Raw genomic sequence first — 21632 nt, forward strand, 5'->3', positions numbered from 1 at the left:
GATGGTGGCTACATATTGATGTTGTGCTGTTGCTTTTTACTGAAAGCTGCTACTAACGACTCATAAATCTACCCTTAATCGTGTATTGGATGATAGTTGCGGATTTTAGGAATTCATGAAAAGGTCAACTATACAAGATTCCATGTTCCCAGGTTGTCCGGTGAGGAATATTCTGGCAAGATTATGTGACAAATGGGCATTACTTGTTATTTATATTTTGGACAGGTCTGGTAAGGAAAACATGCGTTTTATGGAATTGAAACAGCAAATGCCGGATATCTCACAGAGAATGCTGTCAATGACACTTCGTACCTTGGAAGAAGACGGATATATTACAAGAACGATATTCTCAGAGATACCGCCCAGAGTGGAATATGCTCTTACAGAAAGAGCAAAATCTTTGAAGCCGATCCTCGATTCGCTACTCCAATGGTCTTTCGAACATATGGATGATATTATGAGTGACCGTAAAAAAACGGTTTCTGTTAATGATTAATCGTATTTACTTTAATGCTGATGTAAAATGAAAGCTGCTCAAATCAAGAAATACTTGAAAGAAATTAAGGTTTCGATCAATGAAGTTCCCATCCCGGAGCCAAAGGGGAATGACGTTCTTGTAAAAGTTATGGCTGCTGCCGTAAATCCGCTGGATATTCTTCAACTGACAGGAAGTGTAAAGCTGGTACAGGATTACCGGATGCCTCTTACATTGGGTAACGAGTGTTCCGGTATTGTGGAAAAGGTGGGTGATGACGTAAAAGATTTTTGTGTCGGTGACCGGGTTTATACACGACTCCCGATAAATAATATAGGAGCTTTTGCTGAATACGTTGTTGTTGATCATGAAGCCTTGGCTAAAATGCCTTCAGGTTATGAGTTTATAACTGCTGCCGCAATACCGCTGGCCGGTTTGACCGCCTATCAAGGACTTGTTGAAGAACTTGAGGTCCAATCCGGAAAGACACTGTTGATAACAGGCGCTTCCGGCAGTTTCGGACAAATTGCCGTACCCATAGCCAAGTCAATGGGACTGCGTGTTGTCGTGACCGGAAATACACGTTCCCAAGATAAACTCCTAAAAATGGGAGTAGATCAATATGTAGATTATAAGAAGGAAAATTATTGGGAAATCTTATCCGATCTGGATTATGTGATTGATACTTTGGGGGCAAATGAATTTGAACATGAGCTGTCTGTCTTAAAAAAAGGAGGCCGGCTACTCAGTTTGAGAACAGCCCCAAACAAGATGTTTGCCAAACAGAATGGCTTTTCATGGTTCAAGAGACTTCTGTTCACGCTTGCCGGAAGTAAATTCGACTCGAAGGCTCGTAAACAAGAAAAAGAATACCGCTTTATGTTTGTCCGTTCAAGTGGAGACCAGCTTAAACGGGTAACAGAGATCGTGGAAAAATACCATATCATGCCTGATATTGATGCAAGAACATTCTCTCTGTCACAGGTGAATGAAGCACTTGGGCTTATGGCTCATGGGAAACTAAATGGAAAGATTATCATTAACATGTAATGGAGGATATAAAAATGTGTAAAAAATTACCTATACCAATAATCGAAACAATCAAGAAACGCAGTAGTGTTCGTACTTACCAGGACAAGGAGCTTGAACCTGATGTAAGAGAAAGGCTTCAAGGCTATATGGATAGCCTTGAAAATCCTTTTGGAATGCCGGTGAAGAAGTATATGATCGATAAGAAGCTGGCTTCCGAAGGTGAAAAGCTTGGTACATATGGAGTAATAAAAGGAGCAAGTACTTTTTTGGGTATTTCTATCCCTGATACAGACCTTGCTCATGTAGCTGCCGGATACGAGTTTGAAAATCTGATTCTGGAAGCAACGGCATTAGGGCTGGGTACAGTCTGGTTGGCAGCAACATTCAACAGAGAGGGTTTTGCTTCTGCAATGGGAATTCCCAAAGATGAACTGTTTCCGGCCATTTCTCCTGTCGGATATCCGGCTGCCAAGCGCAGTATGACGGAATCGCTGATGAGGACTGCCATGCGTTCTTCCAGCCGAAAGGAATGGTGTAACTTATTCTTTTTGGATAATTTTCAGACACCTCTTTCTAAAGATATGGCCGGTGATTATACTGAACCACTGGAAATGCTCAGACAGGCTCCGTCTGACAAGAATACACAACCTTGGCGTGTGTTGAAGTCTGGACGTGATTATCATTTCTATGTAACATATAAGTCTGGAATTTCGAGAGGAGAAGAAATCATCAAGAGGGTGGATGCCGGCATTGCCTTGTCTCATTTCCATCAGGCAGCTCTGGAACTTGGCTTGAAGGGATGTTTTAAGCAGATGGAACCTGCAAATATCGAATTGCCGCAAAATACTTATTATATTACCTCTTGGCATGTGGAGTAAAACAAAATAGAACATAAAGATAAAGGAGATAGAAGAGATGAATATCTATGAAATAACTTTCAGTCCGACTGGCGGAACAAAAAAGGTGGCTGGTGTTCTGGCCAACGAATTAGGTCAAAACATTACAGCTATTGACTTGTCAAATGGTAGTGTTGATTTTTATCAATTCTCATTGACTCATGAAGATATCGCTATAATTGCCGTTCCATCCTATAGTGGTCGAGTTCCTTCCATCGCTGCCGAGCGCATGGCAAAGATTCAGGGCAATGGGGCAAAAGCAATTATCGTTTGCGTGTATGGGAATCGTGCATACGAAGATACCTTGGTTGAACTTCAAGATATTGTGCAACAGGCTGGATTTTCGGTCGTATCGGCCATAGCAGCCATAGCAGAACACTCAATAGCTCATAAATATGCCACGAACAGGCCAGACAAGGATGATTATGAACATCTAAGAGCGTTTGCCGGCAAGATTGGGAAGAAGCTGGCGGAAAATGATTTCTCTATTCCGGCAATACCTGGTAACAGACCTTACCGAAAAGCTGCAGGTGCCGGCATAGTACCTAAAGCTACAAAGGCATGTACCCAATGCGGTCTCTGTGCTTCCAGATGTCCTGTTGGTGCCATCGACAAGAACAATCCGGCAAAAGTGGATAAGAAGGCTTGTATATCATGTATGCGTTGTGTCTCAATATGTCCGCATCAGGCAAGAAAGGTGAACGGATTGCTTCTTGTAATCGTAAACATGATGCTGAAGAAGGCATGTAGTGTACGAAAAGAATGTGAGCTGTATATCTGAAGTATCGCTTTGAGTGGGCATACTAATAAAAACAAACCGGCTTCCCGGAAGCAGCTGGTCAAGTTGGCCAGACTTCAGGGAAGCCGGAATCATTACAGGGCAGGGTTTACACGCCGCCGCCTTCTGCGCCATCGTCTTTATCGACGGTGTAGCGGGCAAATTTGGCGACATCGCGCATTTCCTGCAAGCGCTTGCCCGGATGGAACACCACCTTCGGCTTGCGAAGCATCGAAGCACTAAACTCTTCGGGTGTGGCTGATCCGGTACTGCCGACCGAGATACGGAAATTACCCAAATCTCCGAACTGAACGAGTTCGCTGTTCTTCAGGTGTGAAACCATCGCCCAGATCACACGGTCCAACACCGCCTTGATATCGGCCGAAGTCAGCGTACAGGTTTCAGCGATCTCATCGCACAAATCGTCGAAGTCCACCCGGCGCGTGTTAACGGCCAACGCATAATACAACTTCGCGTCTTCCAACGCACCCTTACTCATGTCTTTTCTCTGCACTAACGTATAAGAAATTGCCATAACTTTATCAGGACAAGTCTTTTATAGGTTCGGCAACCGCGCCTCTTCCTCTCTTGTCACACAACAAAGGTACAACGCCCGAAAACCGTACTGTTGACTTATGTGTATTTTCGCGTCAGTTTCGGTATATTTTGGTATATTTCGGTAAATTTCTGCATTTTTCGGTAAGTTTTCGCACGTTTTTGGGGCACTGTTTTGCTAGTAGAAGCGCAGCGGTGCTATCCATTTAAGATGGAATCTCAATGTAGGCGGAAAGGGATCAAATGGGATCAGTGTGGATCAATGTGGATGAAATAGGGGGAAGTTTTAGGGAAATGGCCAACTGGAGCAGACAAAAACCGGCATTCTTCATTATGCGAAGTAGAGGCGCAGCAACGCTGCGCCTCGGGTGTTAGGTTATGATTGAATGGTGGATGATATTTTATAAAGTATGAATTCTTATATTTATGAATTGAACATTACTGCTTAGGATTAGATAAGTGTTTCTCTAAGTTTTGAATATAAGTATTAAGAGCCTGTGACTTATTTTCAATATTGATAAGAAATTGCTTAAAATTTGGAATCCATTCTCCATTTGATTGCCCTAACTCATTGTAGTTAATAAATAATTCCTGTAAATACAAATGACTATATAATATACTTTCAATAGGATAATTTGCGATAAATTCGTCGATATTAAGCTTTATATGTTTTTTAGCTATTTCACAAAGTTCTAATCTATCACTGAAATAAACTTTATCAACTATATACCAGAAATCTTCATCAAAATCCTTATAAGAACCACCTTTTTGTATATAAGGGTTCCAGTATAAATTAAATATGTCTTTGTAGCTAATTTGGGCGATGTTGAATAGTTTCATTAAATTGGTGTATTCCATATCTGAGGAAAGTACTAATGTCAATTTCTTTTTAAGAATTTCTAATGAATCATTTTCGAGAATTTCTTTTTCATAGAAATAATGATATAATGCATTCCCTAATGTTTGTTTCTTATCAGAAGATACTGATTGATTACTTTTTAACAGATCCCATCCTGGTATTGGGATTAAAATCCTTTTTTCATTCCTTCTATATTGTTGGGATGTCCAAACTCTTGATTTAGGTGTAATTTCCAATAAAGCAGTGAAGAATTGTTCCCATTTTTCTTCGGTTTCGCATTGAAAATTCTCAATTAACCTCATTAAATTATGCTGATCAAAATCTTCTTTATTCCATTTATTTAGGTTAGTTTTAAAATCATCTAGCCCATTATTAAAACTTGATTTAAATGTGCTTTTTTCAACCAACTTTTTATCAAAAGTTCTGTTGAAATACAGTTGATAGGAATTTATATAGCAAATTCGAGCTACACCATTTCGCTCTTGATCAAATAATTCTCTAAAAATTATATATGTTAATTCTATATTTTCATCTCCCACATCTTTTTTCAATCGTTGTTCTATATATTCTTCTTCTGAGAGTTGTTCATTATTGTTCTTGATTAAGTCTAAAATATCTTTATCCATATTTAAGGAATAACTATTCATATTCCATTTAAGGCATTTATCATTATAAGCATACAAGCCTGTATCGGCAAGGTTTGCTAAAAAAGAATACGCATTGGAATTTATCATTTGTAAATAGTTGATGAGAATATAATCATAGAGATCCAGTTTTATTCCATCTTCATCTTTCAAATCAGTTAAACCACATTGGATTGTATTACTTAGACGTTTTGCGTTTCTTAAAGTGATATTATTACCTATTCTGGTCATGAAATCTGTAATTATTTTTTCTGCATTGACATCGAGCAAAACCAATGAATTGACAAGTCCTTTTTTTATAGTTTCAAGCTGTTCATTCCTGCTTACGACTGGTAGAGGATAAATAATATGAAATACTTTTTCCAAGTAAGAAGAATCTATATGTAACATCTTAAGGCAATTATTTATGTATTCTTCATCATAGGCAACAATAAAAAAAATATTATTAAAGTTAGCTATAACCCTTATAAGTTTTATTATATCAAAAACCTCTTCACTCGTTAGACGATCAAGATCGTCAATTTGAATTATCAGAGTTTTATCTAATTCCTTTATTTGTTTACTGATACTTTGAAAAAGTTCTTCAGGGCTCTTACTCCTATAGAATATTGATAAGATTTTAGATAAATATGATATATCGGCATCTATAATCACTTTTGCATATTCATTAATAGTATTCTTTAATGAAATATCATTTATTCCATCAGCAATAATTTTTAATAATGACTTTACAGAAGTTTGATATTTGCTACATTGCCAAACATTTAAACGTAATAATATCACATCCTTACGAGATAGAGCAGCTTCTCTCATAAGATTGAAATATGAGGTTTTCCCTTGTCCCCACTTACCTCTTAATCCAATTATAAGAGCTCCATCAGAGGTCCGTTTTTTATTCTTAATTAGCATGTTCAATAAATTCTCTGCATCTTTCGCATAGCTTAATTTATCCTCGTTTTTTGATTGTATGGGATTGTTGCTTATAAGCTCAGAAGCTGAATTATTGGAAAGAAACTTGTTGTAAATATTTTTCATCCATTTTTTTACGTACTTAACGATGCTAATGATCAAAGGAATAAATATGACATCTGCATATTTTATATCATCAAATAGTATTTCGTATTTCCAATTTGGATGCTCAATCAAATTTTGCCGATATAAGAAGTATAATAATGAAATGAACAGACAGTGAATTAGAATACTAGCATGAATAATTTTTATGTTTCGAGCTAATTCAATAGCGGCGAAAAACATTATAATAACATATAGTACTTTTGCCCATATATTAGCATAATTAAGAGCCATAATGTATTTATCTATAAATGCATTGATTTGTGACTCAAATACTATATTCAAAAAGAGAATTGCAATCCAAAATATTACCACCTTAGTATATTTCATCGTATAATCTTTCTACTTTAATTATTCCTTTATTCCACCATTAAAAAACCATTCACAAAAGCATTAGGAAATCCCAAAAAACCGCTCAAAGAATGCGGATAGTTTTTCGATAACTGTTGCTTTCTTCTTTTCTCGGCCACCGCCGAAACGGGCGGCAAGATTTTATCTAAGTCTGTGCCAGTTGTTCGGAGATGCTCGTTACAGTAAGGCAATTATTTGTATGATAGCTATCATCTTGTTTAAATTCAAGCTATTGATATACAATCCAAAGAATTCCTGACTTGCAGTTTTATTTTACCTATGCTTGTAAAATACCTATAAATTCTCCGACAATTCTAAATTCGTCCGCATTTTCTTCTTCGATGATGATCGGAGAATAGTCTGGATTTTTAGGATGTAGAACAATTTCCTCGTGAGTCCAGTTCCCTTGTTCGTCAAAAGATTTTTTACTGGTATACGTCTTAATAGAATAACTGCCTGTATAATCCGGATCATAATAATTGTGGTGTTCCGCAAGAACAATCTTTCCTTGTCGGCTACCAGCCGGATTAGCTCTAAAGACGCAATAATCTCCATCATGAATAAGTGGTTCCATAGAATGTCCTACTGCTTGTACGATAAACATATTACGGTTAAGTTTTCCCATTCCTTCTACTTTCATCCAGCCGCTTTCTTCAACCATTTCTCCTTCCCCGAAATAACCACAAGCTGCCCGAATTGAATATAAGGGTAAAAAGTCGATGTATTTAACTTCGTCATTGACTTCAGGTTCAATCCGTATCTCAGGAACTGGCGCTTGTTGTGGCTCGAGTTGGGCTGCAAGATATTCTGCCAGCGGTTTATCGCAGCAATAAACGTAACAGCCTTTCATTCCTCGTGTGAGCAACGTCCGATATGTATTTTTTATAATCTCTTCAGCATCTTGCAATGCCTTGTTTTTATTTTGAGCGATAAGTGACTTAAAGCCTTTAACTGACTGATCATTGCCAGAGCGTTTAGTAACATCAGTAACGATTTGTCCGTTTTCATAACGCATATCCGGTCCGATAATTACACCCACATAATCTAATTCCAGACCTTGGCATGTATGTATACAGCCTATTTCTTCGATAGAGTTATTTCCTATGATCCATAGATTTTTGTCGGTATTCAGATTCCAGCGCTTTTTGAAATTGAACTCCTGTATGATGATATCGTAATCATTGGGATCTTTTTTACTATTCCAATCCCAGCAATAGCCGGCAACAACACGCGCTTTATTGTTGATTTTATTCTTTTCCTTAATCGTCTCAAAAAGCTGATTAGGATCAGAAAATATCTGGAAGTCATAATCATCAGCGGCTAATCGGATATTGGCTGTTTCTTTAATCTGCAACGTATTGTCGAGCCAGCTTAAATAACCGTCTGAACCGTTGCATCGGAATTGAGAACTTAGCTTGGCTGTGTGTACAACAGCACCACACGATTCTGCGAATCGTTGAATAGCAGCTTTTGATCCTATATCTTTGATATGTACCTTTTGCCGGTCGTCTACAAAGAAAACAGAAAAACGAGAGGCTTGTATGATTTCAATAATCTGGTTTTCTCCTAAATTACTATACAGACCGCTTTTCATGTTTAGTCTGTGAGCCTCGTCAATAATCAACGCTCCAAAGGTATCTGGTGGCGTATCAATGAAACTGCCACTCCCTACAAACAAATTGTAGATGTAACTTTTCCTGAAACTTCCTGACAGCTTGGCGGTGTAAACATCTCGTGGGGCAGCATTTTTGGATACATATTGGGCAACGACTCCTTCTTTGGTCAATTCAACCAGAAGATTGACGGCAACGACGCTTTTTCCTGTGCCAGGTCCGCCTTCAACAATGAGAACTTGTTTGGGCCCTTTTGCCGCTTCACGAGCCAGACTTAATGCGGTTTCGTATACGACTTTCTGGTCATCCAGCAATACGAATTCTCTATTTCCATGAAGCATAGAACTTAATGCGTCAGCCAATTGCTTAGACGGACGTAGTTTCCCTTTATCAATCAGCCACACAATATCTTCTTTCGAACCATATCTGATGTGCAGCTTGATAAATTCCTGTAATTTCCCTGCATCCGACTTTAGAAAGAGTGGTGCTTTCGTAATATATTCTGCATAACAATCATTGGCAATAATACGATCTTCCTGATAGTTATGTAAAAAGGCACACGGAAAAAGTTGTATGCCGTGCTCACGTACGGTTTCATTATAGTTTTGAAGCATGTAAGCATACGACCAGGCCTGATAAGAAGGATGCGCTGTTTCACTTTCACCGTGTTGAAAACGTGTCTGTATGATACCGGATTTTTGAGACAGTTTGGCTTGTTCCCATTGTTTTAGTTCGATAATGATTATGTTGGAACGTTGATTCTCGTCTGCTCCGGAAATGATAAAGTCAATTCGCTTAGAAGTAAGCGGTATCTGATACTCGATGGCAATTGTCGAAGTATCAGGAATGTCAGGAGTATTGATGACTTTATACATATGCATCATGGAGTTTTTCCATGATAATTTTTCATTGGGAGAAGTATGTCTTCCCAAATGAAGTAAAAAAGCATGATCAATGTCATCCGCAATGGTATTATTGAAGACATCTTTAATGAATCCTTTCTTACTGGCGTGGTATACGATCATAATTCAGTGTATTTTTTTGCGTTGCCTTTGGATTTGTCAACAGGATATTTTTCTGCGTTTTTAGCTAATTTCGATAATATGATTTCTTTGATGTCTAAATTGTATTTGTCGGCAATCAAGAAAGCATAATTCAGAATATCAGCTAGTTCTTCCTTAACCTTATCAATATTTACATCTTCCGGTTGTTTCCATAGAAAAGCCTCGTTTAACTCTGAAGCTTCAATGGATAAAGCCAAAGCCAAATCTTTTCCGTTATGAAACTGATCCCAGTCTCTGTCTTGGGTAAACTGTACGATCTGTTCCATAATTTCTTTTATATCTGATTTTTGTGACATCATTATATCTCTCTTTTAATGAACCTACACAAAGATAGGTTGACTTTATTGAATTTCAAAACCGGTAAGTAAATAAACTTTTGCGCATATATGTATTTACATAGGTTTATTTATTTACTTTTTACCGCCCGCAAGAGGCGCAGCAGCGCTGCGCCTCTACAGTCATTTCCCATCATTAATTTTTAATTTTCAATTCTCCATTTTCAATTGAAGAAGTTTCAACTTTCAAACGGCAAGCGCACCAATGAATTGAAATACTGTTTCAAGAGCCATTCCTGGGCTTTGAGCTTGATCATGGCCTGACGATCATCTTCGCTGATGTGCAGCGTGTTTTGTGGCCGCCAGCGGGAAAACTGCGCCATTGCGTTGAGTTTTTCTTCCAGGCTGTTGCGGATAAAGCCACGGCTTTGCAAGTCTTTATACAGAATACTTGCCAACGGAATTTCCAAGTCCGGGCAATTCTTGTATTCGTGAAACCGTCTGATGATCAACAGGTTCATTTTTTCCTCATTGTATTCGCGGCTCACCGCCGGCAAGGCTTTGACTTCCTTTTCCTGTTCCATCTGCTTGATCATCCGATAGCGCAAGTCGCTGGTTTTGTAGGCTTTCAGCCATTTGCAAAATGTGCGTAAGTTGACTCCCGAATAATCGCCATACTCGCCTTTGGCGCCCAGTTCGAAACAGATCACGATTTCGCCACGATGCAAATAAGGATATGATTCTTGCAAATCGGAACTTAACTTGGCCGTTAGCACGCAGATGTCTTTTTCGTTATAGGTCTGATAACCAATCATGATGTAGCTTTGTACGATCTGACTGGTTATGAATGCGGACAAATCACGCGGTGTCATGTCAATGATGCGGGGCGTTTGAAACGCCATCCGCATCTTGTTGGTAAATATATCTAGATTCATAATGGGTTTTGTTGCATTAATTGATAAGCCATTTCAGAAGCACGTTCGGCAACAGCCATCGCTTCTTCCACTTTGGATGTTTTTTGTACCGTTCGCGGCGCGGAACATTTGTTTTTCTGATTTTGTTCCATGATTTCTTTCGCGGAAGCGAAATTTAAACATCGCCACCAATTTTGAAATCTGCGTTTGTAATCATTGATGTTTAGAATGGTCCCAGTATCACCAATGCTAATCAGGTGCATTTCAAAAATATGCATGACTGGTGGTAATAAATCGAGTATTTTATGTCCTTTTCCGCTCATCATTGAAATCGAATAAAGCCATTCTTCATCAGCAAACAGTTCTCTTCGTTTCTGCTCGCACTCTTGTATAAAAGGAGACTTTATTTCGATGGTTTCAAAATTTTCTCTCGCGCGCGTAAGACAACTATCACTACTAATAAGATTTTCTCTACTTTCCTCTACTTTACTTTTCTTTCCTTTTCTTTGTGGAGTTTCTCCCGAAATAACTGGGGGTTTTTCGGTCGAAAATGGGATTAAAATATACAATAAGTCTTTTTCTAATCCCTTGTAGCTATTGCCTTTAACCGCAAAATATCGCTTTTGGATAGAAGGCGATGTCAAAATTAGTGAGTTTCGCAAATTTTTGTTAAAGAGATCAACTTCCACCATAAAGTCTATCATTTCCAGGATGGTTTTGTCTCGTTTGTGAAACTGATCCGCCAAGTCGAAGATGTATTCATCGCTCAACTCGATGAAGTAGGAATTACGATAAATGTCCGTCAGGAGTTGCAGATATAAAACAAATCCCAATTCTCTGTACTTACGTATTAATTTTCTGATTTTTATGTTTTTCAGAATATCGGTGTCTGTTGGGAAATAATCTAATCCCAATTTAACTGGTCTTGCCATATTTTTTTCTTTTTGTTTGATTATTAATTTGTTATTGTTTGTTTTTTTCTTCGTTCTTTTCTCTGTTCTTTTCTCCGTTCTTTCTGGCTTGACCCAGAAATAACCAAAGAAGTCAAGGCTGCGTCTGCTGAGCTACTCCGTCACTGCGTTACGCTGTGCGCGCCGCAAACTCGCCTTCGGCTCAGACAGCGACGCTCCGGCCGCTCCACTTCGTTCCTCCGCTTAACGCTCACCAGAACGAGGCCGGTCCAATTGACAATTGATAATTGACAATGGACAATTTTCTTTTTCTCCTTCATTTATCCATGACACTTACTCCGCGACTGTAGAGGCGCAGCGTGCTGCGCCTCCGGATAACGCGACAGGATGTAACAATGAATAACATAATAAATTCATTCGTTATTTTATTGATTTCCATCTGGTTGTGAAATGGAGTTATGAGGCGCAGCAGCGCTGCGCCTCTACAGTCGCGAAACCTGTTCCATTGATAAATGAGGATGAAAAAATAATTTTCAATTGTCAATCTCCATCGTCAATTGTCCATTGCTTCGGCCTAACGAAGGAGGCGTAAAGCGGTCGACCGAGCGGAGCGTTAAAAAATCTCGGCTGTCTGAGCCGAAGGCGAGTTTTCCGAGATTTTAGCGCAGCGACCGAGACCGTAGCCTCCGGAGTGTGAGCCTTGACCTTTTGGTTCTTTTGGGTCAAGCCAAAAGAACGAATACGATCTTGATCTTTTGGTACTTTTGCATCAAGCCAAAAGAACGAATACGATTGGGATCAAGCCAATAGAACAGTCCGCCGGCAGGCGCGTACTATCTGTTGAATCGTCTTCACCCGCAATAATTCGGACGGAATGGTTCGTATAACAAGCCAGCCGCAAGCGGCTGCCTCGTTATACTTTTCCATATCCCGCAAATAACCTTCGGGCCGGAAATGGCGACCGCCATTCCAAACGCCGCCTTCCACTTCGATCGCTACGCGGACTGCCGGTATGGCAAAGTCAAAACGCCATTCGCGCGTCGGGTGAAAACGGTATTCACGCTTGGTTTCCAAACCTGTCAGGTGATAGATTTCCCGTTCAAGGGGCGAAAAGTTCTTCTCCATCGATCAAATAATCAGTTGCTTCGTCGACTGTTTTACAGGTCGTGACAAAGAGTGCTCCCATGCGGTTGTCGAAAACAACCCATCGGTCTTGCCATGACTCATAAAAATAGCCGAATTCGTTTTGCTTGGAATTGTATTGATAACGTCGCGAACCACGTTCGCCGTCCACCAAATCGAAGAAGCAGCTGGCTGCTGCCGTACCGATCAAACAACCGGGCATTATCCGGTCTCTAACCTCATCGTCCATATCAATTAGCTTGTATGTTGATAAACGAATCCGATTCAAACCGTTTGCCTTCCGTGATATACAGAAGAGCTTCGCGTTCGCAGAATGAGAGATCATCCATCAAACGTTCCAACCATTCATACGTATCCTTGCCGGTGTTGACACGTACAGCCAGGTTGATTGGGCACGTGGTGTCGGTGCGCAAACCGGCATAGATGTTAATGATTTCCGAATTACCGCTTGGCTGGCGGTAAAAACCATCTACATATAAACCGGGAATTTTGCTATGGGTGAGTTGTTCAACATGGAAAAGTAAGTTTTGCATGGCAAGACCTAGTTCTTCATGGATAGGGGCGTCATTCATATAGGTATTTTGAAAGGCGTCGTTGTTTTCCGGATTGTACTGATCTACTTTGACTTTCAATTTGTTATCTCGTATGGAGATCAGCATGAATTTCTTTTCTGTAATCATAATAAGCTGATTTATTTGTTTTTGTATTTTGTGTTCGTTCTTTTGGCTTGACCCAAAAGAACCAAAAGGTCAAGTGATTGTCCGTTCTTTCTGGCTTGACCCAGAAAGAACCAAAGAAGTCAAGGCTGCGTCTGCTGAGCTACTCCGTCACTACGTTACGCTGTGCGCGCCGCAAACTCGCCTTCGGCTCAGACAGCGACGCTCCGGCCGCTCCACTTCGTTCCTCCGCTTAACGCTCACCAGAACGAGGCCGGTCCAATTGACAATTGATAATTGACGATTGACAATTTTCTTTTTCTCCTTCATTTATCCATGGCACTTGCCTTGCGACTGTAGAGGCGCAGCGTGCTGCGCCTCAAAACCTCATTTTACAACCAAATGATAATCAATAAAATAACAAATGGATTTATTGCGTTATTTGCCGTTTTATCCTGTCGCGTTGGCTGGAGGCGCAGCACAATTCAATGGACAATTGAAAATTGACAATGGATAATTATTTTACAACCAAATGACAATCAATAAAAACAAATGGATTTATTGTGTTATTTGCCGTTTTATCTTGTCTCGTTAGGCTGGAGGCGCAGCACAATTCAATGGACAATTGAAAATTGACAATGGATAATTATTTTACAACCAAATGACAATCAATAAAAACAAATGGATTTATTGTGTTATTTGTCGTTTTATCCTGTCGCGCTGGCTGGAGGCGCAGCACGCTGCGCCTCTACTCGCATTGGGTATGTTCAACGAATAAATTCCGTGAAATCCGTACTGAATGAATTGTCAATCGTCCATTGTCCATTGATTTGGCCTCCGGAGTGTGAGCCTTGACCTTTTGGTACTTTTGGGTCAAGCCAAAAGTACGGACAATTGTCAATTTAACAATGGCGTTTCTTGGTACTCAATATATTGACTATCAATAAAAACTCCTTTTTGTGCTTGTTGGCGAGCGAAGGTGAGCGGAAGTTTAAAGAAACGTTCCATGTCATCCTGAGGTAAATACTGTCCTTTTTGTTCCCACCAGAATTTGAAGAGTTCGATAAATCCCAGCGGATCGTTCGGCACCGGTAGTTTCTGAATCTGAATGTTCGAAAGCTTCCGTTCTTCTTCCAGTAATTTCTTACGGGCATTCAAGCGGGCTTCTTCTTTCTTTTCGTCCGAAACCTTCCGCTTGTCAATCCGTTTTAACTGGCGTTCGTAATTGGTTTGCAACTGTTCTTTTACCTGTTTGTTCTCTTCCCATTCCTGACGTAGCAATTCACGTAAACAGTTTTGGCAGACATCACCGATTGAACCTGGTTTGAGCGGATCAATCTCGTTTTCCAGTAACGTAAACTTTTTCTGCAAGGCCATCAGCCGGTCGGTGATTGGTTTTCTGGACGAGCGCATCCGAGCAACCTCACCTTTACAATCCTGTACGAATTCGGATAAATCTACCGCAAATTCTTTCTTTTCAGATTTGGCAGCGTTGTTTACGTTTTTCAAAAGATCTTCTCCTCGCTTCTTTAGTTCTGCGTTTGTTGCAACAGACAGATTCAAGGCGCTCTGTAAATTTTCCATAGGCTGGAATGCCAAGGCGTTGTTTTCTTTCGTTCTTTTCATACTAGTTGTATAAATTAAAAATAAATAAATTAATAATGTACTAGATCATCATCTCTTTGTCAACACTACAAATGTAAATATTACTTTTTTAAATACCAAACAAAACAATATATAAATTAGTGTTTTACTTTCATTTTATATTATTTTAAGATTAAAGCTGGTTTTCTCAATTTAAATTCATTTAGTTAATATCATATTTATATATTAAATAAAATAAGGTAAAGAAAATAGGAAGAAAGTCTGTATGGATTCATAAAAACATAGGCATGAATTGACAAAAACATAAGCATGAAATGGTAAAAACATAGGCATGAAATAATGAAAACATAGGCATGAATTTTCTGTATGGAAAACAGACAAAAACTGACCGAAAAATACCAAAATATACCGAAACTGACGCGAAAATACACATAAGTCAACAGTGCCGAAATCCGGCATTCTACCTTTGCATCAAACAACAATTCATAATTAATAGCATGATGAAAACGAATATGATTTCCATTGGGATGTGCGCATTTGCACTGATGGCGTGTGGCGCCAGTAAAGAAACCGTAGTAAACCAAGAGAAGGCGGATTGGGGACAGTTGTCTTTTCGGGAAACTTTGCAGACGCAAGTTGTTCCGATGAGCGAAGCGAATTTGGCCATCCCGATAACAGCCTTGCAAGACTTGCCGCCGGCAGCCGTCTTTCACCAAAGTAGCGGACAGGCTAATGTTTCTGTCCGGCTGGTGCACGACACCCTGTTTGTCGAATCCCGTTGCGACAGTCTGATGCAATTGGTATATCAATACGAAAACCAGATCAACCAATGGCAGCAGGAACGACACAATCAGGTAGTACATACGGAACGGGATATCGGCTGGAAAGGGCCAATAATTGGAATCAGCTTCATGATCGGGCTTCTCATATTGCTTGGTTGGATCTGGATCAAAAACAAGTCGCCAGGCAGATAAAAAACGCCGGATAATATTGTTTAATTTATTGATAATGATTATATTTGTGTATATGAAAACACAAACATTATACACAAAGGAATTGGCCGCTCTGTACTTTACAAACAGTACACCCAGAGCAGCAATAACGCAGTTTAGGCGTTGGATTGACCGGAACGAATCCTTGAAAAACGAATTGACTGAAACCGGATACAAAGAAGGGCAGCGAGTGTTTACACCGCGCCAGGTAGAGTTAGTTTTTCGTCATTTAGGAGAACCGTAAGTCAATTGAAAATTGACAATGGACAATTGACAATTAGGGAAGCGAGTAGAGGTGCAAAACAATTGAAAATTGAAAATGGAGAATTGAAAATTGGACATGATTGTAGAGGCGCAGCGTGCTGCGCCTCCAACCCAGGCAATAGGATAAAACGACGAATAATAGAATAAATTCATTCGTTATTTTATTGATTCCCATTTTGTTGCGAAATGAGGTTATGAGGCGCAGCAGCGCTGCGCCTCTACCGTCGCGTAGCCTGTTCCATTGATAAATGGAAGATGGAAAAATAATTTTCAATTGTCCATTCTCAGTTGTCCATTGTTAACGACCGAATCCTGACAGAAGAAGGATTGGCCTAACGGAGGAGGCGTTAAGCGGTCGACCGAGCGGAGCGTTAAAAAATCTCGGCTGTCTGAGCGAAGCGAGTTTTCCGAGATTTTAGCGCAGCGACCGAGACCGTAGCCTCCGGAGTGTGAGCCTTGATTTTTTGGTTCTTTTGCATCAAGGCAAAAGAACGGGCAATCACTTGACCTTTTGGTTCTTTTGGGTCAAGCCAAAAGAACGAATACGAATATGATTACGAATTAAAACAAGAAAAAGCGATATGAAACTACAATTAATCATAGCCACCCTGTTATGCCTTACAGGAATAACCCTGTTGTTCTTGGGTTTTTGGATACCGCCACAAGGAGAAATAGATCCTTCGGTTCTGGTTGCCTTTGGCGAAACCTCTACATTTGCAGGTGCTTTATTCGGGGTGGACTATAAATATAAACGTAAGTCAATTGAGAATTGACAACTTCATCAATTGAAAATTGAGAATTGACAATTGACAATTGGACATGATTGTAGAGGCGCAGCGTGCTGCGCCTTCGGGTAACGCGACAGGATAGAACAACAAATAACATAATAAATTTGTTCGTTATTTTGTTGATTGCCATTTGGTTGTGAAATGAAGTTATGAGGCGCAGCAGCGCTGCGCCTCTACCGTCGCAAGGTCTGTTTTCCGGATAAAATTATCCATAACCTGTAATTTCCAATGATTAATCACTCAATTTCAACCGAAGTGGTAATAGGAAATGAATGTAGAGGCGCAGCGTGCTGCGCCTCCGGGTAACGCGACAGGATAAAACAACAAATAATATAATGAATTCATTCGTTATTTTGTTGATTCCCATTTGGTTGTGAAATGAAGTTATGAGGCGCAGCAGCGCTGCGCCTCTACCGTCGCGTAGCCTGTTCCATTGATAAATGAGGATGAAAAAATAATTTTCAATTGTCAATTGTCCATTGATTTGGCCTAACGAAGGAGGCGTTAAGCGGTCGACCGAGCGGAGCGTTAAAAAATCTCGGCTGTTTGAGCCGAAGGCGAGTTTTCCGAGATTTTAGCGCAGCGACCGAGGCCGTAGCCTCCGGAGTGTGAGCCTTGACTTTTTGGTTCTTTTGGGTCAAGCCAAAAGAACGTACACAGTTTGGTCAAGCCAAAAGTACGAATGTAGTATTGAAATAAAAATCAAACATTTATACCCATATGAAACTATCGAAAAACTTTACGTTGGCAGAATTTACCCATAGTCAGATGGCTATTGAACGGGGTATTTTAAATGAACCCGATGCCGAACAGCGCGAGGCCATTCAGCAGTTAGTAGATCATTTATTACAGCCGCTTCGGGAACGAGTAGGCGAAGCCATTGCTATCACCAGCGGCTTTCGAAATCAGGAAGTAAACCGTTTGGTGGGCGGCGTTCCCACCAGTCAGCACACCAAGGGCGAAGCCGCCGACTGTTACTGTGCATCAGGTCCGGAACACCTGTTGCAAGTCTTACTCGACAGCGGCTTGCCTTTTGATCAGGCGATTGTCTATCGGCGGAAACGCTTTCTACACCTTTCGTATCGGCAAGGACGATGCCGGAAGATGGTGTTGTATAAATAGGAGAGAAGAGCCATTGACATTCAGGACAATCCCCGGATTTCAGACGAGACATCTATATACGACCTTTTCCCGTCGATATAGTCGGCATAAAGCAGTTCTTCGTCCCTTCCTTTAAGGATATGGCACTTGCCGCACAGCTCGCAGTTGCCCAGGCATTTCCATTCGTTCTGCACAAAAGCGAGCCGTTCTTCGCGGGTAGATTGTTCTATGTCGGGCGGAATCCTATTTACTTTCATCATGACAACAAGGGTAATTGTGTTTTCATTTCCCACCCTATGCCAATTCTCCTTCCCAGACAAAGCAATGGGGGAAGAGCGATTTCAGATGGGTTTCTGATGGGAATAAACCAAAGACAGACGAGCCGGAGCCGGACATGGAAGCATAGACTGCTCCTGCCGCATAAAGTTTTTCCTTAACAGACTGGATGGCCGGGAAAGCCGGGAAGACACTGCCTTCGAAATCGTTTACCATCAGGTCTTTCCACTCGCTGACAGGGCGGTTGATGATTTCGCAGAGCGAGACAGCCGGACGGGAAGGCTTCACCTGCGCATAAGCGGCTGCCGTAGAGACTGCTACATCCGGCTTGACCAGACAGAGGTGCCATCCTGCCAGCGATAGCCGGACGGGCTGGAACACGTTGCCGATGCCAGTGGCAAACACCGGCTGGTTGCGGATGAAAAACGGACAGTCGGCACCGATGGTCGAGGCGATCCGTTCCAGCTCATCGTCGCTGATTTGCAGATGCGCAAATTGGTTGACCAGCTTCAGCATGAAAGCCGCGTCGGCAGAACCGCCACCCAAGCCGGCTCCGAAAGGAATGGCCTTGAGCAGTCCGATTTGCAGCTCGGGCACCGTGTAGTTTTGCTTGATGGCCCGCAGCGCCTTCATGACCAGGTTCTTTTCGACCGGAGCATCCACCGGAATACCGGTCTGCGTAAACGAGGTGGCCGGCGCTTCGGTTATTTCGAGAGCGTCTTTTATGGGGATCGGATAAAATACCGTTTCGATGTTATGATAACCATCCGGGCGTTTCTCAACAATGTTGAGCCCTAAGTTGATCTTTGCGTTGGGAAAACAAATCATAGTGTTGCTATTTTAAGTAAAAAACAGGGTAAAAGTACCGGTTTCTTTCCAATAATTCAATAAAGGCGGGGAAAAAATGATGAGTCGGCTGAAGGCTTCTTGGACCGCCGATCCGCGTAAAAATGGATGGCAGTATTTCTCATTCGGGAGTTTTATGTAAATTTGCATACTTGAAACAAAGATGTATAGTGGAAAAATATCTGGAAGAATTAAACGAAAGTCAGCAGAAAGCCGTGGTTTATCTGGATGGTCCGGCCCTAGTCATTGCGGGAGCCGGTTCTGGCAAGACGCGGGTGCTGACCTATAAGATAGCTTGGTTGCTGAAGCAAGGCTTTGCCCCGCATCGTATTTTAGCCCTTACATTTACGAACAAAGCTGCCCGGGAGATGAAAGAACGTATTGCCGGGATTGTGGGAGAAGAAACTGCCCGCCGGCTTTGGATGGGCACATTCCATTCGATCTTTTCCCGTATCTTGCGGCGGGAGGCAGAGCGACTGGGATTCACCTCCAATTTTACGATCTATGATGCGACCGATTCGAAGAACCTGATCAAGTCGATCATCAAGGAAATGCAGTTGGACGACAAGGTGTATCGTCCGGGGATGATACAGAGCCGCATCTCGAATGCCAAGAATGCGCTGATCACGTATAAGGCTTATGAACAGAATAAGCAGCTGATAGAAGATGACCTGAGAAACAAGATCCCTCTGGTACGCGATATTTATGCCCGCTATCAGAACCGTTGCCAGCAGGCCGGAGCGATGGATTTCGATGACCTGCTGTTGCAGACGAACCTGTTGTTCAGGGATCATCCGGACGTGCTGGGAAAATATCGCGATTATTTCCAGTATGTGCTGGTGGACGAGTATCAGGATACCAACTTCGCCCAGCATCTGATTGTGAAACGCCTGTGCGAAGGGCGCGGTAACCTGTGTGTGGTGGGCGACGACGCACAAAGTATCTATTCGTTCCGCGGGGCCAATATCGACAATATCCTTCAGTTCAAGCAGCTCTATCCGGGTTGCCAGATCTTCAAGCTGGAGCGGAACTACCGTTCTACCCAAAATATCGTCAATGCGGCTAACAGCCTGATCCGGAAGAACACCGCCCAGATACCGAAACAAGTCTATTCGGAGAAGGAAGAAGGAAGCAAGCTACAGGTTCTTTCCTCGTATTCCGACTACGAAGAAGCCTATGCCGTGGCTGCCCGCGTGCATGAAATGAGGCGCCAGATGCCTTATGCAGATATGGCCGTCCTGTATCGCACCAATGCCCAGTCGCGTATCCTGGAAGAAGCCATGCGCAAGCGGAACATTCCTTACCGGGTTTATGGCGGCTTGTCGTTCTACCAGCGAAAAGAGGTGAAGGATGTGATTTCTTATTTCCGGCTGGTGATTAATCCGCACGATGAAGAGGCCTTCAAGCGGGTGATTAATTATCCGACGCGTGGAATAGGAGATACCACCGTATCCAAACTGGTCTCGGCTGCAACGACCTATGGCGTGAGTCTGTGGACAGTCCTCCAATCTTTGTCTGATTATGCCGTGCCTGTCAATGCGGGAACAGCCAAGAAGCTGGCGGCTTTCAGGGAACTGATCGACTCGTTCAGGGAACGCAATCAGGAGCTGCCGGCTGACGAGATCGCCACGGCCATTGTCAAGGAAAGTGGCATCGTAGCCCTGCTGGCGCAGGATCATTCGACGGAAGGCATCGGCAAATTCGAGAATCTGCAGGAATTGCTGAAAGGTATTGCCGAGTTTTGCCAGATCCGTCAGGAAGAAGGAAATACACAAGTATCGCTGGGCGACTTCCTGGCAGAAGTATCGTTGCTGACAGACCAGGACCAGGAAGGAGACGAAAACACCGACAAGGTGACACTGATGACGGTGCATGCCGCCAAAGGACTGGAGTTCGGTGCCGTTTTCGTGGTCGGACTGGAAGAAGAACTGTTCCCGTCGGCCATGTCGAAAGACAATCCGCGGGCGATCGAAGAAGAGCGGCGCCTGTTCTATGTGGCGATCACCCGTGCCGAGCGTCATTGTACGCTGTCGTTTGCCCGCAGCCGCTTCAAGAACGGACAGACAACGATGTGTATTCCGAGTCGTTTCCTGCGGGATATCGATCTGAAATATCTGGAGACGGAAGACGGTTACAGAAGGCCGGAAGCCGATTCTTCTGTTTCTGAGAGGAAGCCGGAAAGCCGTCCCGCTTTTACCTCTCCGTTGCAACAGGCCCAGATGCGGGAAACACCGTCGGCCGGTCCGCGCAAGCTGACCCGTATGACGGCAGCACCGGTTTCGTCGGCGGCAGAACAAGACTTTTCTGATTTCCAGATCGGCATGCGGGTCCGCCACGGTCGTTTTGGCGAAGGCGTGATCTTGTCGTTCGATGGAGACGGAAATAACCGAAAAGCGCTTATCGAATTTGATAATTCGGGTCAAAAACAACTTTTTCTAAAATTTGCACGATTGGAAAAGATGTAATTATAACAATTTTTGTAATTTTACACACACATAATCAAGGAAAATAATTAACAGGTTA

The 21632-nt window shown here is 41.9% G+C and carries 21 protein-coding genes; 9 read left to right on the forward strand and 12 right to left on the reverse strand.

What is annotated here, in order from left to right:
• Window positions 1-115: 115 nt before the first annotated feature.
• Genes MUN53_RS06240 through MUN53_RS06255 form a run of 4 tightly spaced genes read left to right on the forward strand, consistent with a single transcriptional unit; the run spans window position 116 to window position 3184 of the window.
• Complete coding sequence (locus tag MUN53_RS06240) at window positions 116-496, forward strand: winged helix-turn-helix transcriptional regulator (RefSeq protein WP_243323989.1); 381 nt, start codon at window positions 116-118, stop codon at window positions 494-496.
• 27 nt (window positions 497-523) lie between these two features.
• Window positions 524-1525 (forward strand): NADP-dependent oxidoreductase, encoded by a 1002-nt coding sequence (locus tag MUN53_RS06245; protein WP_243323990.1) that lies wholly within the window; start codon window positions 524-526, stop codon window positions 1523-1525.
• Between the two features lie 14 nt (window positions 1526-1539).
• The gene (locus MUN53_RS06250) at window positions 1540-2385 is read left to right on the forward strand and encodes a nitroreductase family protein (RefSeq protein ID WP_243323992.1); all 846 of its coding nucleotides are present in this window, start codon (window positions 1540-1542) and stop codon (window positions 2383-2385) included.
• 37 nt (window positions 2386-2422) lie between these two features.
• Window positions 2423-3184, forward strand: a complete 762-nt coding sequence (locus MUN53_RS06255) for a 4Fe-4S binding protein (RefSeq protein ID WP_243323994.1) — start codon at window positions 2423-2425, stop codon at window positions 3182-3184.
• Window positions 3185-3290: 106 nt separating this feature from the next.
• Here the strand turns inward: MUN53_RS06255 and MUN53_RS06260 are convergent, their stop codons facing one another.
• From MUN53_RS06260 to MUN53_RS06305, 10 genes are all read right to left on the reverse strand, one after another.
• A complete protein-coding gene (locus MUN53_RS06260; protein ID WP_243323995.1) occupies window positions 3291-3716 on the reverse strand; it encodes an HU family DNA-binding protein in 426 nt (141 codons plus the stop codon).
• A 458-nt stretch (window positions 3717-4174) separates the two neighbouring features.
• Window positions 4175-6640, reverse strand: a complete 2466-nt coding sequence (locus tag MUN53_RS06265; RefSeq protein WP_243323997.1) for a KAP family P-loop NTPase fold protein — start codon at window positions 6638-6640, stop codon at window positions 4175-4177.
• Window positions 6641-6938: 298 nt separating this feature from the next.
• Entirely contained in the window at window positions 6939-9299 is a 2361-nt protein-coding gene (locus MUN53_RS06270; protein WP_243323999.1) for a DNA/RNA helicase domain-containing protein, read from the reverse strand.
• Window positions 9296-9637 carry a nucleotide pyrophosphohydrolase gene (locus MUN53_RS06275; RefSeq protein ID WP_243324002.1) on the reverse strand — a complete coding sequence of 114 codons (342 nt, stop codon included), beginning with the start codon at window positions 9635-9637 and terminating at the stop codon, window positions 9296-9298. Before MUN53_RS06275 ends, MUN53_RS06270 begins: the two co-directional genes overlap by 4 nt.
• A gap of 215 nt (window positions 9638-9852) precedes the next feature.
• Window positions 9853-10548 carry a hypothetical protein gene (locus tag MUN53_RS06280; RefSeq protein WP_243324014.1) on the reverse strand — a complete coding sequence of 232 codons (696 nt, stop codon included), beginning with the start codon at window positions 10546-10548 and terminating at the stop codon, window positions 9853-9855.
• Window positions 10545-11459, reverse strand: a complete 915-nt coding sequence (locus MUN53_RS06285) for a DUF4373 domain-containing protein (protein WP_243324016.1) — start codon at window positions 11457-11459, stop codon at window positions 10545-10547. The genes MUN53_RS06280 and MUN53_RS06285 overlap by 4 nt, the downstream gene beginning before the upstream one ends.
• 777 nt (window positions 11460-12236) lie before the next feature.
• Window positions 12237-12563 carry an endonuclease domain-containing protein gene (locus tag MUN53_RS06290; protein WP_243324019.1) on the reverse strand — a complete coding sequence of 109 codons (327 nt, stop codon included), beginning with the start codon at window positions 12561-12563 and terminating at the stop codon, window positions 12237-12239.
• The gene (locus tag MUN53_RS06295; protein ID WP_243323684.1) at window positions 12538-12810 is read right to left on the reverse strand and encodes a hypothetical protein; all 273 of its coding nucleotides are present in this window, start codon (window positions 12808-12810) and stop codon (window positions 12538-12540) included. The genes MUN53_RS06290 and MUN53_RS06295 overlap by 26 nt, the downstream gene beginning before the upstream one ends.
• Before the next feature lies 1 nt (window position 12811).
• Complete coding sequence (locus MUN53_RS06300; protein WP_243324021.1) at window positions 12812-13261, reverse strand: hypothetical protein; 450 nt, start codon at window positions 13259-13261, stop codon at window positions 12812-12814.
• An 873-nt stretch (window positions 13262-14134) separates the two neighbouring features.
• A complete protein-coding gene (locus MUN53_RS06305; RefSeq protein WP_243324029.1) occupies window positions 14135-14863 on the reverse strand; it encodes a hypothetical protein in 729 nt (242 codons plus the stop codon).
• Window positions 14864-15339: 476 nt separating this feature from the next.
• Between MUN53_RS06305 and MUN53_RS06310 the strand changes: the two genes are divergently transcribed.
• From MUN53_RS06310 to MUN53_RS06325, 4 genes are all read left to right on the forward strand, one after another.
• A complete protein-coding gene (locus MUN53_RS06310; RefSeq protein WP_243324030.1) occupies window positions 15340-15816 on the forward strand; it encodes a hypothetical protein in 477 nt (158 codons plus the stop codon).
• Between the two features lie 52 nt (window positions 15817-15868).
• The gene (locus tag MUN53_RS06315; protein WP_243324033.1) at window positions 15869-16078 is read left to right on the forward strand and encodes a DUF4248 domain-containing protein; all 210 of its coding nucleotides are present in this window, start codon (window positions 15869-15871) and stop codon (window positions 16076-16078) included.
• Between the two features lie 601 nt (window positions 16079-16679).
• Window positions 16680-16871 (forward strand): hypothetical protein, encoded by a 192-nt coding sequence (locus MUN53_RS06320; protein ID WP_243324035.1) that lies wholly within the window; start codon window positions 16680-16682, stop codon window positions 16869-16871.
• A 735-nt stretch (window positions 16872-17606) separates the two neighbouring features.
• Window positions 17607-18008 (forward strand): D-Ala-D-Ala carboxypeptidase family metallohydrolase, encoded by a 402-nt coding sequence (locus tag MUN53_RS06325; protein ID WP_243324036.1) that lies wholly within the window; start codon window positions 17607-17609, stop codon window positions 18006-18008.
• 20 nt (window positions 18009-18028) lie between these two features.
• Here the strand turns inward: MUN53_RS06325 and MUN53_RS06330 are convergent, their stop codons facing one another.
• Together MUN53_RS06330 and ispE are read right to left on the reverse strand one after the other, a co-directional pair.
• On the reverse strand, window positions 18029-18247 hold the full coding sequence (locus MUN53_RS06330; RefSeq protein ID WP_243324037.1) for a hypothetical protein: 219 nt from the start codon (window positions 18245-18247) through the stop codon (window positions 18029-18031).
• Window positions 18248-18281: 34 nt separating this feature from the next.
• A complete protein-coding gene (gene ispE, locus MUN53_RS06335) occupies window positions 18282-19091 on the reverse strand; it encodes a 4-(cytidine 5'-diphospho)-2-C-methyl-D-erythritol kinase (protein ID WP_243324043.1) in 810 nt (269 codons plus the stop codon).
• Window positions 19092-19279: 188 nt separating this feature from the next.
• Between ispE and MUN53_RS06340 the strand changes: the two genes are divergently transcribed.
• Window positions 19280-21574, forward strand: a complete 2295-nt coding sequence (locus tag MUN53_RS06340) for an ATP-dependent helicase (protein ID WP_243324044.1) — start codon at window positions 19280-19282, stop codon at window positions 21572-21574.
• The last annotated feature ends 58 nt before the right edge of the window (window positions 21575-21632 follow it).

Origin of the sequence: Parabacteroides faecalis, assembly GCF_022809355.1 — a bacterium.
GTDB classification, from domain to species: Bacteria; Bacteroidota; Bacteroidia; order Bacteroidales; family Tannerellaceae; genus Parabacteroides; species Parabacteroides faecalis.